This is a genomic window from Elusimicrobiota bacterium (genome assembly GCA_016721625.1).
GTDB lineage: Bacteria > Elusimicrobiota > Elusimicrobia > FEN-1173 > FEN-1173 > JADKHR01.
The window spans coordinates 582,867-595,958 of record JADKHR010000001.1 but is presented as its reverse complement, the minus strand read 5'-3'; the positions used below and the strand labels follow the sequence as shown (position 1 = coordinate 595,958).

Sequence of the window (13,092 nt, the reverse complement as noted above, 5' to 3'; positions counted from 1 at the left end):
CATGACCCTTTTGGCGTTGGCTCTCGCGGTGGGCGTGGTGATCGATGACGCCATCGTGGTCTTGGAAAACATTTTCCGCCACATGGAAGAACAGGGGAAATCGGCTCGGCAAGCGGCCTTCGAAGCCACCGACGAAATCGGCCTGGCCGTCATGGCCACCACGGTTTCCCTCATCATCATTTTTCTTCCTCTGGCGTATATGCCGGGGATCGTGGGACGGTTTCTCAAAAGCTACGGGCTCACCGTGGCTTTTGCCATTGGGGTGAGCCTCTTCGTCGCCTTCTCTTTAACCCCCATGTTGTGCTCCCGCTACTTAAGGGTGTCCACGGGCCCCCGCCACCGGTTCCAAATCGCGGTGGACCGACTGAACGACGGGCTGAAAGAGAAATACGGGCGGATGATCCTGTGGTCGCTCCGTCGGCGTTGGGTGTTGGTGGTCACGGCGGCGGGGGTGATCCTATCCACGGGCGTGCTCATCCGCCATGTGGGAAAAGATTTCATCCCGCCGGACGATTCCAGCGAATTTCAGGTGACCCTCAAAACGCCCGAGGGCACGTCTCTGTCTATGACCTCCAAAATTCTCGAGCAAATGGAAGCGGACCTGCGGCGTCTTCCCGGAGTCAAGAGTCTGCTCGCTTCGGTGGGGGAAGGGGAAGGCGCCAGGTCAATGACGGCTTGATCTATGTTCGACTGGCGGACCTTTCCGAGCGCAAGCAGTCCCAGTTCGCGATCATGGCCCAGGCCCGCCGAGCCTTCGCCAAATACAAGGGCCTTCGCATCGGGGTGGCCGTCATCAGCCCCATCTCCGGGGGCGGGTTTAATAATGCTGATTTCACTTATTTTTTGACGGGGCCTGATTTGAAAGGCCTTCAAAGCGCCGCCGCGGCCATTCAGGCCGGTTTGAAAAAAATACCCGGCCTGGTGGACGTGGACTCCAGCCTCGTGTTCGCTAAACCCGAGCTCAACGTGCGCATTAACCGCGAGCGGGCCCAAGACCTGGGCGTGAAAGTGGAAGACATCGCCAACACCCTCCGCACCTTGGTGGGGGGGGAAGAAGACATCACTAAATACAAAGAGGGGGACGACCTCTATCAAGTCCGACTGCGGGTGAGGCCAGAAGACAGGAACCGCGCCGAGGCCATTTCCGGTCTCACGGTGCCGTCGACCCGCGGCCTGGTGCGGTTGGACAATGTGGCCACCCTCGTGGAGGAACGGGGCCCCGCCCAAATTGAGCGCATCAATCGTCAACGGCAGGTGAGTTTCACCGCCAACCTCGAGGGACTTCCCATCGGCGACGCCATCAAAAAGGCGGAGGAAATAACCAAAAGCCTCCGCCTACCGCCTGAATACAAAAGCGGGTTGCTGGGCAAGGCCAAAGAGTTCGGCCGCATGATCCGGGGATTCTTGATCGCTTTCGGGCTGGCCTTCATTTTCATGTATATGGTGTTGGGAGCCCAGTTCGAGAGCTTTTTGCATCCCGTCACGATCCTCTTGTCCTTGCCTCTCTCCATCCCCTTCGCCCTCCTATCGCTTCTGCTGGTGGGCCAAACCCTCACGATCTTTTCGATCATGGGGGTTTTCATGCTCTTCGGCATCGTTAAGAAAAACGCCATCCTCCAGGTGGACTACACGAACACCCTTCGATCCCGCGGCATGGATCGGGACCAAGCCATCTTGGAAGCCAACAAAACCCGCTTAAGACCGATTTTGATGACCACGTTAGTTTTGGTCGCCGCCATGACCCCCGTGGCCTTCGGCCGAGGCCCCGGGGCCGCCAACCGCGCCACCATGGCCGTCGTGATCGTGGGCGGCCAGTCCCTCTGCCTGCTCATCACCCTCCTCATCACCCCCGTCGCCTATTCCCTTTTCGACGACGCCGCCACCTGGGTCAAAAATGGGGGACGCATTTAGTTAATTAGCCTATGGGGTGTGGCGCCCCGTTGCTGGTCGGAGGCCGTCCTACGGTCTTGTTGCTGGAATTCAGCACTCGATTCGGGAACCTTTATGTCCAGCGGGGCGTTACACTCGGGGTGCGGAAAGAAAGAAAATTGATAATGGTAAGATAGAAAGTGGGGGGAATTTATGAGCGCGATCACTCAAACCCAAATGACCGGTTTCAATAAGTCGAAGCTCGGGTCTGCGGCGTGGATCTGTTTATTCCTTTTCCTTCCCTTCTTCTTAACGGAGGCCGCCTTGGGAATCGAACAGCCGAAATTCAGCGTTGTAAAGACCGACGGTGATTTTGAGCTCCGGCAGATGGAGTCCTTTGCCGTGGCGGAAACAGAGGTGCGCGCCACATTTAAGGAAGCCGGCAATAGCGCCTTCCGGAAGCTCTTCCGTTACATCCAGGGTCAAAACCAGGGCCAGAAAAAAATCCCCATGACCGCTCCGGTGGGCCAACAATCACAAGGCTCCCCGGAAAAGATCTCAATGACCGCACCCGTAACCCAAGTGCTTTCCGAAAACGGGTACATCGTTTCGTTTACTCTTCCATCGATCTACACCGCGGAGACCGCCCCTCAACCGAACGACGAAACGGTCGTCCTACGCCAGGTTCCGTCGCGAAAAGTCGCCGTGATCACCTACTCCGGAAGCTGGTCCGAATCCCGGTACGAAGAAAAAAAGAGCGCGCTGATTCAATGGATCGCCGCGCAAGGCCTGACATCTAAAAACGAGCCGATCCTGGCCCGGTACAACGCGCCCTTTACTCTGTGGTTCCTACGTCACAACGAAGTCCAGATAGAAGTCGATTAACTCATGATGGGCAGAGACAGAATCTCAGACCTCCCCTTGATCCCCTCCTTGGGAAGGAGAGGAAACAACGGCTCGACCTAAAGGATGTGTTCCCTCCCCTTGCCAAGGGGAGGGTCAGGGAGGGGTGGCTTGTGCGGTTTCTTTAAGGTGTTTGCCGTCAAGGTCAAATCCTGAAGCGATCGATGCCGAACGAAAGGAATAAAATAATGAGCGCCATCACTCTTGTGTTTCCTCATCAGCTTTTCGAAAAACACCCCGCGTTGCAAAAAAACCAAGCGGTTTTTATGGTGGAAGAATTTCTCTTTTTCAAGCAGTATAACTTCCATAAGCAAAAGTTGGTCTTTCATCGCGCCACCATGAAGGCGTACCAGCGGTTTCTGGAAAGCAAGGGGTATGCCGTCACCTACATCGAGGCAAAAGAAAAGATTTCGGATGTTAGACATCTACTGCCGCACCTCAAACAAAAAGGCGTTTCCGAGATTCATTATGTCGATGTGACGGATTATCTTTTGGAAAAAAGGATGTCGGAACACGCCCTCCAACTGAAAATAAAAGCGACTAAGCATGATTCGCCCCTTTTTATGTTGACGGCGGAACAGGTCAGCGGTTATTTCGGCGGCAAAAAACGATTCCACCAGACCGACTTCTACACCCAGCAACGTAAGCGCTTCAAACTATTGGTCGATTCGAAACTCCAACCGGTCGGGGGGAAGTGGACGTTTGATACAGAAAACCGGTTGAAGTATCCCAAAGGCAAAAAACCCCCGGAAGTAAAATTCCCCAACCCTAACGCTTATTGGACCGAAGCGGCCACCTATGTGAAAAAGCACTTTCCTTTCAATTACGGCGAAATTAGCGACACGATTATTTACCCCACAACCTTTTCAGAAAGTCGCGCGTGGCTGAACCAATTTTTACAGAAACGGTTTGCCGAGTTCGGCGACTATGAAGATTCCATGGTCAAGGACGAAATCATATTACACCACAGCCTCCTAACACCCATGCTGAATGTGGGATTGCTGACGCCCGGGGAGATTGTGGATCAAGCCATTAAATACGCCAATGAAAACAAAATTCCTCTCAACTCTTGCGAAGGGTTCGTGCGCCAAATTATAGGGTGGCGCGAATTTATCCGCGGCGTTTATCAAATCAAGGGGAGTCAAGAACGCACCACCAACTATTGGAAATTCAAACGGAAGATTCCGCCATCGTTTTGGACCGGCAGCACGGGAATCCCACCCATAGACGCCACGATTAAAAAACTACTGGCCACCGGGTATTGTCATCACATCGAGCGTCTCATGGTGTTGGGGAACTTTATGGTGCTCTGCGAGTTTGACCCCGATGAAGTGTAAAAATGGTTTATGGAGCTCTTTATTGATTCGTATGATTGGGTCATGGTTCCCAACGTGTATGGCATGAGCCAGTTTGCCGATGGCGGGCTGATGACCACTAAACCCTACATCAGCGGCAGTAACTATTTGATGAAAATGAGCGATTACCCGAAAGGCGACTGGCAGTCGGTTTGGGATGGCTTGTTCTGGCGCTTCATGCACACCCAACGCCAATTCTTTTTGACGAATCCACGGTTGGGAATGCTGGTCAAAATTTTCGATAAGATGCCTTTGGAAAAACAAGAAAACCATATTCAAACGGCTTCTCGCTACCTCAAAACCCTCGATAAAAAGTAAAATAAATCAAATAACCCCTTTTTAACGAAAGCGGGGTCACAACCCGCCCTTTCGTCGTTAAGAAATTTTGTCATTGAGGATTCCGATGGCTCACCATAAAACAATTGAAGAGTTATTCAGAGAAATTTCGTCCGATCCCAAGGGGTTGACGGACCAAGAGGCCCTTGGGCGAACGGGCCAATACGGCCTGAATGTTCTGGAATCCCGTGACCGGCCCACGCCGATGTCCGTCTTCTTCCGTCAATTCCTAAACCCCCTGGTTTATATTCTTGTGGTCGCCGCGAGCATTAAAGCGTATGTGAAGGGGCCGTTGGATGCGTTGGTCATTGTCGGCGTTCTTTTATTCATGGCGGTGATCGGCTTTGTTCAGGAGATGCGGGCCGAGAGCGCCATGGCCTCTTTGCTCAAGTTGGCCGCGGCGAAAGCCAAGGTTCGCCGGGAGGGGACGGTGAAGATCATCGAAACCCGCGACATAGTTCCCGGGGATATCCTCCTGCTTGAAGCGGGTGATAAGGTGGCGGCGGACGCGCGGATGTTTGAAGTGTCAAGCCTCAAAGTGAACGAGTCGTCGTTGACGGGGGAATCCCTCCCCGTCGAAAAAAAGCGTGAGCCCCTGCCTCTGGATACGCCCTTGGCGGAACGTAAGAACATGGTTTTTATGGGAACATCGGTGGCCTATGGCCGCGGCTTTGCGTTGGTGGTCCAGACCGGGATGAAAACAGAGATCGGACGGATCGCAGGGGCTGTTCGGAATATCCGCAAAGAAAAAACCTCTTTGCAAAAGAGCATTGATCGGTTAGGGCACTGGCTGATTTGGGTTGTCCTGTCGGCGTGCGCCCTCCTGGTGGCGTTGGGTTTATGGAAAGGGATGGATCGGACCGAAGTGTTTATGATGGCGGTGGCGGCCGCGGTGGCCGCGATACCGGAATCCTTGCCGGCCGTCGTGACCGTCGTGCTGGCGCTGGGAATGCAGAGAATGGCCCGCCACAACGCGATTATTCGCAAGCTGATCGCGGTGGAAACGCTTGGTTCCACAACGATCATTTGTTCGGATAAGACCGGAACATTGACCCTTAATCAAATGACCGTTGGTAAGATGTACTCCCATGGGCAGTGGGTGGAGGTGGGTGGCCAGGGCTATGACACGGCCGGTGAATTTACGCAAGAGGGGAAAAGTTTTTCGGCGACGCAGGACCCGTCCCTGCGCCAGGTTTTAACCACCGCCCTTCTCTGCAATGATGCCCATTTAATTAAGGGGGAGGACGGCCCTGATATTTTGGGCGATCCCACCGAAGGCGCCCTGGTTGTTCTGGCGGCCAAAGCCCACCTGGACAAGAAATCGCTTGAGGAGAGGATGCCGCGCGTTGACGAAATCCCCTTTCAGAGTGAAAACCAATACATGGCGACCTTGCACCAAGAGTCCGGCCAACGGGTAGTCAGAGTAAAAGGGTCGCTGGAGAAGATCTTGCCGATGTCTCGGTTTTACATCGACCAAGGCGCCATTCACCCGTTGACGGATGACATCCGCGCCCAGTTCCTGGCATCAGCCGATCAGATGTCCCGTGAGGCCATGCGTGTGCTGGCGATGGCTTATATGGAAGAGGCCCCTGATCAAACTCCTTTCACAGCGGCGGTCTTTAACGGACGGCTGGTTCTGGCCGGGCTCTGCGGCATGATCGATCCCCCTCGCGAGGAGGCGAAGAAGTCCATCGCGCTTTGCCGGGGTGGAGGGATCAAGGTTGTGATGGCCACGGGGGATAACAAGGTGACCGCCAGTGCCATTGCCAAGGCGATCGGCCTGACGGATGGCGAGGTTCTCACCGGCCGGGATCTGGAAGGCATGAATGAGGCGGATCTAGCGGGCCGGGTGGAAGGTGTTTCCGTTTTTGCCCGCATCGAGCCTTTGCATAAGCTTCGCATTGTCAATGCTTTCAAGAGCCGGGGCCACGTGGTGGCCATGACGGGGGACGGGGTGAATGATGCTCCGGCGCTGGAGTCGGCGGATATTGGCATTGCCATGGGGATCACCGGAACGGACGTGGCTAAAGAAGCGTCCAACATGGTTCTGGCGGACGACAACTTTTCCTCGATTGTGACGGCGGTGGAGGAGGGCCGGGCGATATTTAACCGGTTGCGCAATGTGCTCTTGTTCAGCCTAACAACCTGTTTCGGTGAACTGCTCGTGCTGTTGTTGAGCGTGGCGTTCATTGGCCACGCGGCGCTGGTTCCACTGCAAATCTTGTGGATCAACCTGGTGACGGGCGCCCTGATGGCTATTCCGCTGGGCCTGGAGCCTCGCGTGGGGGACGAGCTTAATTACCCGCCGAGAAATAACCGCGTGGGTTTACTTTTTCCAGGCATGGTCTTGCGTGTGATATTTCTATCGAGCATGCTCGGCATTGGATCCTTTTTGGTGTTTGCCTGGACGTACCGGCACTACGAGATCCACGAAGCCCGGACCATGGCTTTTTGCTCGGTCGTGATCTTTGAATGGCTGGTGGGTTTTAACGCGCGGTCCGATCAATATACGATCTTTCGCCTTGGTTTTTTCAAGAACCGCCCGCTTTTCCTGGCCGTTCTGCTGGGGGTTGTTTTGCAGTTGATTTTGGTCTATGTTCCCATCTTTCATGATCCGTTTGATACTGTGCCGTTAAAACCCTGGCATTGGGGCATCGCGCTTCTCCCGGGTTTGTGCATCTTTTTTGTTGAAACGGCGCGAAAGTTGATCGCGCCAAAATTGTTTCACTACAGGAAGTGGACCGGTTGACCCACGTAAAATTTGCGAGTGAACGCCTGTGTGTCCCGCTCCTCTTTGTTTCCGAATATGAGAGAATCCTTTTTCAGAGCCCTTCTGGCCAAATTTTGAAGATTTAAGGAAAATCTCAACATGAACCAAACCCCCAAAAAACCAAAAAAAATCGTCATCGTCGGCGCCGGTCCCGGCGGGTTGACCAGCGCCATGATCTTGGCCCGGCGGGGGTTTGAGGTATCGGTTTACGAAGCCAAATCCGTGGTGGGGGGGAGAAACGCGCCCATCCGGGCGGAGGGGTTTACGTTCGACACGGGGCCCACCTTTTTGATGATGCGCTTCATTCTGGCTGAGATGTTTCAGGAAGCGGGGCGTGACGTCGAAAAATATTTGACTTTCAAAAAACTCGACCCTCTATACCGTCTCCGGTTTGAGGACCGTGAGGTGGCGGTCTCTTCCGACCACGCGGCCATGCGCCGGGAAATCGGCCGGGTGTTCCCGGGAAGCGAGCCGGGGTTTGATAAATTTTTGAAAGACGAAGGGGAACGATACGAAAAGCTTTATCCCTGCATCCAGCGGGATTACTCCAGCCTCGGCTCTTTTCTGTCGTTGGATCTCTTGAAGGCCGTTCCCGCCCTTGGCGTGGGCCGGTCGCTGTTTAAAAACCTGGGCCGCTATTTTAAACCGGAAAAACTCAAACTCTCCTTCACGTTCCAGGCGAAATACCTGGGCATGTCGCCCTGGGATTGCCCGGCGCTGTTCACCATGCTTCCCTACATCGAGCATGCCTACGGCGTTGAGCACGTGATGGGCGGGCTTAACCAAATTTCCCAGGCCATGGCCCGCGTGGTGGAAGAATGGGGGGGTAAAATCCATCTTTCAAGCCCGGTTCAATCCTTGGTTCTGGACGGCCGACGGGTGACAGGTGTCCGATTAAAATCAGGCGAAACCGTCACCGCCGACGAAGTGGTGATTAACGCCGACTTCGCCCACGCCATGTCCCACTTGGTTCCCGGGGGGAAACTCAAAAAATACACGCCCAAAAAGTTGGCCAAGAAGCAATATTCCTGTTCCACGTTCATGATCTACCTGGGCATTGACGGGAAGGTTCCGCTGGACCACCACACCATCTTTTTCGCGAAGGATTACAAAGCCAACCTGCACGACATATCCACCCGCAAGGTGCTGTCCGACGACATTTCGTTCTATATTCAAAATGCCTCCGCCACGGACCCGTCCCTGGCGCCCGAGGGGAAATCCGCCCTCTATATCCTGGTCCCCGCGCCCAACCAATCCGGTTCGGTGGATTGGGCCGCCCAAAAAGAAACCTTCAAAAACCACGTGTTGGACTTGGTGGTGGAACGGTCCGGCATCAAGGATCTTCGGAGCCGAATCCGGGTGGAACGCGTGATCACCCCGCTCGATTGGGAAAAGGACGGCCTTATTTATCAGGGGGCCACTTTCAACCTGGCCCATACGTTTTCTCAATTGTTGTATTTGCGGCCGCGGAACAAATTTGAGGAACTGGACCATTGTTACCTGGTGGGCGGTGGAACCCACCCCGGAAGCGGACTGCCCACGATCTACGAGTCCGCTCGGATCTCCTCCAACCTGATTTGCAAAAAGCACGGCGTGCCGTTCCCGCCAGTCCCCGCCCTGCCCGCGGAGGTCTAATTGATCGAAGAACTGGGTGATCGGGCCTGCCAGGCCGGGACATCCTGGGCTCAAACCACGTTCGAAGAGCGGGTCGATCGCCTGGGCCGGTTGCGCAATCTCATCATCGAAGAAATGGACGCCATCGCCGGTTGTTTAAACACGGTCACCGGCAAAACCCCTGTGGAAGCGGTGATGACGGAAATCATTCCGACGGTCGAAAACCTCCGTTATTTAGAAAAGAATCTCGCCCGGGTTCTCTCGCCCGAAAAGCGGCCCACGCCTTTTTCCTACCGTCACAGTTCCTCCCACGTGGAACGGCACCCCTGGGGCTGGGTATTGATCCTCTCTCCCTGGAACTTCCCTTTTCAATTGTCTCTGGTCCCCATGGCCACGGCACTGGCCGCGGGAAACGCTGTGATATTAAAGCCCTCGGAGCTGTCCACCGAAGTTGGGAAAATGATCGAAAGTCTTTTCCACCGAGCGGGTTTTCCAAAGGAAGCGGTCGTGCTGGCCCCAGGGGATGGCCTGGTCGGCCAACAGCTGATAGACGAGAAACCAGACCTGATTTTTCTGACTGGCGGCGTGGAAACGGGAAAAAAAGTCATGGCGGCCGCCGCGACCCATCTGATCCCCGTCGTTTTGGAGTTGGGCGGCAAAGATCCCATGATCGTTTTCGATGACGCGCCCTTTGACCGGACGGTGGAGGCCGCCGTCTACGGCGCTTTCGCCAACGCGGGGCAGGTGTGTGTGGCCACGGAACGGCTTTATGTGCAGGAGGGCGTGCACGACAGGTTCGTCGCCGCCCTGGTGGCACGAACAAAAGCCTTGCGAATCGGCACAACGATGGACGATGACATGGGCGCCCTCACCAACCCCCGTCAAGCGGACATCATTAACGGCCACATCGACGACGCCCTGCAAAAAGGCGCCCAATTGCGCACGGAACGCTGGACAAAGGGCCCTTTGATGAGCCCCGTCGTTTTGACGAAAACCAACCACACCATGGCCGTGATGACCGAAGAAACTTTTGGTCCCATCTTGCCCGTGATGTCTTTTAAGACCGAAGAAGAGGCCATCGCCTTGGCCAACGATTCAAAATTCGGCCTCAATGCCTCGGTGTGGACCCGTGACCTGGCCCGTGGCCGCCGGGTCGCCTCTCGCCTGGCCGCGGGCAACTGCGTGGTGAACGACGTGCTGAAAAACATCGGCAACCCCCACATGCCTTTCGGCGGGATCAAACAGAGCGGGTTCGGCCGTTACCACGGTCCTGAAGGACTGCGGGCCTTTACCTACGAAAAATCGGTCATGGTCAATCAGGGGTCCGCCTCACGGGAATTAAACTGGTTCCCCTACAGCCGCGCCGTCTACGAAAATCTGCGGGTCTATCTGCACATGTCCTTTTTAAAGAAACCCCTGCTGGCCAAACTGAAGGGCCTGTGGGGCTTTATGCGCGCCTTTCGCCAGTCTCAAAAAAAGGCAAATCTTTAATGTTTCGTTTTGGTTTTCGTAGTTGCCCGATTCATCGGGCGATTTTCATTTGAATGGCCCAAACACAAAAAAGACTCAGAAGAAATAGGGGGACCCATGGGCATTAAAAACAAAAAAGTGGCCGTGATCGGCGCAGGTTTGGGCGGTTTATCCGCGGCCATTTCCCTGGCCACCGAGGGATTCTCCGTTGATGTCTACGAAAAAAACGACCGCGCCGGCGGCAAACTGAACCTCTTGGAAAAAGACGGTTTCACTTTTGACCTCGGCCCCTCCATTTTAACCATGCCCCACATTTTCCGCGCCCTCTTCGACCGCGCGGGCAAACGCATGGAGGATTACGTCCAGTTCCAGGAAGTCATCCCCCATTGGCGGAACTTCTTTGAGGATGGCACCGTCTTCGACTTTACTCCCGACCTCCGCCGAATGGAGGAAGAACTGAAAAAATCCCCGGCGGTGGCACTGAAGGGTTTTGGGATTTCTTGAATTATTCCCGCGACCTGACGCGAATCACGGAAGAAGGCTATTTCGCCAAAGGCCTCGACACGTTTTGGGAACTGGTGAGGTTTTATGGCCCTCTCCGGAGTTTGGCTGGGTTTGATGTCTTTCGCACCTTAGATGGCGGCGTGCGCCGGTTCGTCAAAAACGAAAAACTGGTGGACGCGCTAAACTACTTCATCAAATACGTGGGCTCCTCGCCCTACGACGCTCCGGGGCTGTTGAACCTCATGCCCCACATCCAGTTCGGCTATGGTCTTTGGTACGTGAAAGGCGGCCTCTACGGCCTCGCCCGGGGGCTGGAACGCCTGCTGAACGATCTGGGCGGCCGAATTCATTTCAACAGCGAGGTGGTCGGCGCGGATCGCGCGGACGGCCGTCTGTCGGCCCTCGTTCTCGCCGGCAACCGGCGGGTGACCGCCGACCTGTTCGTATCCAACATGGAGGTCATCCCCGTTTACCGAGACCTGTTCAAGGAACCCCCGTCGCTCGTCAAAAAATACGACAAGTTCGAACCCGCCTGTTCCGGCCTGGTATTGCACCTGGGCGTCGACCGCCAATATCCCCAACTGGCCCATCACAACTTCTTCTACGCGGAGAACGCCAAGAAACATTTCAACACGCTTTTCCAAGAGCAGAAACTTTCCCAAGACCCCACGATCTACCTGGTGGCCCCCTGCAAATCCGACCCCAGCCAAGCCCCCGCCGGGTGCGAGGTGATTAAAGTGTTGCCCCACATCCCGCATTTAAAAGACACGGATCCCTTCACCCCCGCGGATTATGCGGCGCTCAGGGAACGGTTGTTAATCAAGCTCGAGCGCATGGGCCTCACCGACCTGCGCCAACACATCGTCACCGAAGACACCTGGACCCCCGTGGACATTCAACGCCGCTATTATTCCAACAAAGGCTCCATCTACGGCGTCGTCTCCGACCGCAAAAAGAATTTAGGGTTTAAGGCCCCCCAACGGAGCGCCCACTACAAAAACCTCTATTTCGTCGGTGGTAGCGTCAACCCCGGCGGCGGCATGCCCATGGTCGTCCTCTCCGGCCAACTGGCCCGTGATAAAATCCTCGCCGATTTGTAATTCATCAAAAACCCAATTCTCTGTTTTTCTCCCTCTCCCGCTCGCGGTAGAGGGCCGGGGAGAGGGTGCAGTTCGATTTGCCGTTATAATTAATCTGAGGCCCTTGTTAACCATTACATGAAAAGACACCAATTAAAATGATCACCTTCTTTATCCACCTCTTCTGCTGTCTAGCCGGTTATCTTATCCTCTGGCGCATCGCCACCCTCCCCAAACCCGGGGATGATTCGGGGGAAGAAACTCTTTCTGTCGTTATCCCCGCCCGAAACGAATCCGAACGTTTGCCTTTGCTTTTATCTTCGCTCAAAGACCAATCCCACCCCCCGCTCGAAATCCTGGTGGTCGACGACCACTCTACCGACGACACCGCCGCGCTGGCCGGATCCCTGGGCGCCCAAGTGATCGCCTCCGCCCCATTGCCCAAAGGCTGGCGGGGGAAAACCTGGGCCTGCCACCAGGGCGGCCATGCCGCCCAGGGAAAATGGATTTTATTTTTAGACGCCGATGTGACTCTACGGCGGACCGCCCTTGGACAAATCCTAGCGGCCTGCCAAAAATCAAACGGCGCCGTTTCGATTTTGCCCTACCACCGCACCATTCGTATGGTCGAAGACCTCTCCGCCTTTTTTAATCTGGTCCAAGCGGCGGCCTCCAACGCATTCACTTTTCGCGGCCCCAGGTCAAAACACAAACGGCTTTTTGGCCCCGTGTTGGCTGTTAACAAAGAAACGTTTTTGCGTGTGGGAGGATACGAGCCTGTGAAAGACCGCTGGGTGGAAAACTTCGACCTGGCCGAACATTTCGATAAGCAGGGCATTCCCATGGCCTGTTATGGGGGGAAAGGCTCAGTCGAATTCCGCATGTACGCCGGCGGGCTGGGAGAAATGACGGCGGGGTGGGCCAAATCTTTCGCCATGGGCGGAAAAGGCACGCCGCTTTTTATTTGGATTTGCTGGAGCTTGTGGTTGGGGGGGCCTTGGGAGCGACCAGGGCGCTCATCTCGGCTCTGGTTCATTGGGACACGGTCGCGTTGCTGTGGGCCGCCCTCGGCTACACTTTTTTGCCGTTCAAATATATGGATGGCTTAAGCGAATCGGAGGTTTTCGCTTATCCACCGCCGTCTTCTATCCCGTTGCCGCCCTGTACTTTGTTGTTGTCTTTCTCCGATCGC

At 55.2% G+C, this 13,092-nt stretch carries 7 protein-coding genes and 2 pseudogenes; all 9 read left to right on the top strand.

The features are described 5' to 3' along the window. Window position 1 precedes the first annotated feature (1 nt). The 9 genes and pseudogenes from IPP35_02500 (at window position 2) to IPP35_02460 (ending at window position 13,009) form a co-directional block, all read left to right on the top strand. Window positions 2–679, top strand: coding sequence for an efflux RND transporter permease subunit (locus IPP35_02500; protein MBL0057994.1), 678 nt, complete (start codon window positions 2–4; stop codon window positions 677–679). Continuing rightward, window positions 676–1,911 (top strand): efflux RND transporter permease subunit, encoded by a 1,236-nt coding sequence (locus tag IPP35_02495; protein ID MBL0057993.1) that lies wholly within the window; start codon window positions 676–678, stop codon window positions 1,909–1,911. The genes IPP35_02500 and IPP35_02495 overlap by 4 nt, the downstream gene beginning before the upstream one ends. Before the next feature lie 195 nt (window positions 1,912–2,106). After that, window positions 2,107–2,754, top strand: a complete 648-nt coding sequence (locus IPP35_02490) for a heme-binding protein (protein ID MBL0057992.1) — start codon at window positions 2,107–2,109, stop codon at window positions 2,752–2,754. A 206-nt stretch (window positions 2,755–2,960) separates the two neighbouring features. Next, window positions 2,961–4,445, top strand: a pseudogene (locus tag IPP35_02485) (cryptochrome/photolyase family protein). Between the two features lie 85 nt (window positions 4,446–4,530). Further along, window positions 4,531–7,212, top strand: coding sequence for an HAD-IC family P-type ATPase (locus IPP35_02480; GenBank protein ID MBL0057991.1), 2,682 nt, complete (start codon window positions 4,531–4,533; stop codon window positions 7,210–7,212). A gap of 120 nt (window positions 7,213–7,332) precedes the next feature. Then, the gene (gene crtI / locus IPP35_02475; protein MBL0057990.1) at window positions 7,333–8,868 is read left to right on the top strand and encodes a phytoene desaturase; all 1,536 of its coding nucleotides are present in this window, start codon (window positions 7,333–7,335) and stop codon (window positions 8,866–8,868) included. Next, window positions 8,869–10,338 carry an aldehyde dehydrogenase family protein gene (locus IPP35_02470; protein ID MBL0057989.1) on the top strand — a complete coding sequence of 490 codons (1,470 nt, stop codon included), beginning with the start codon at window positions 8,869–8,871 and terminating at the stop codon, window positions 10,336–10,338. 102 nt (window positions 10,339–10,440) lie between these two features. Continuing rightward, a pseudogene (crtI, locus tag IPP35_02465) lies at window positions 10,441–11,921 on the top strand (phytoene desaturase). A 137-nt stretch (window positions 11,922–12,058) separates the two neighbouring features. Continuing rightward, the gene (locus tag IPP35_02460) at window positions 12,059–13,009 is read left to right on the top strand and encodes a glycosyltransferase (protein MBL0057988.1); all 951 of its coding nucleotides are present in this window, start codon (window positions 12,059–12,061) and stop codon (window positions 13,007–13,009) included. Window positions 13,010–13,092 lie beyond the last annotated feature (83 nt).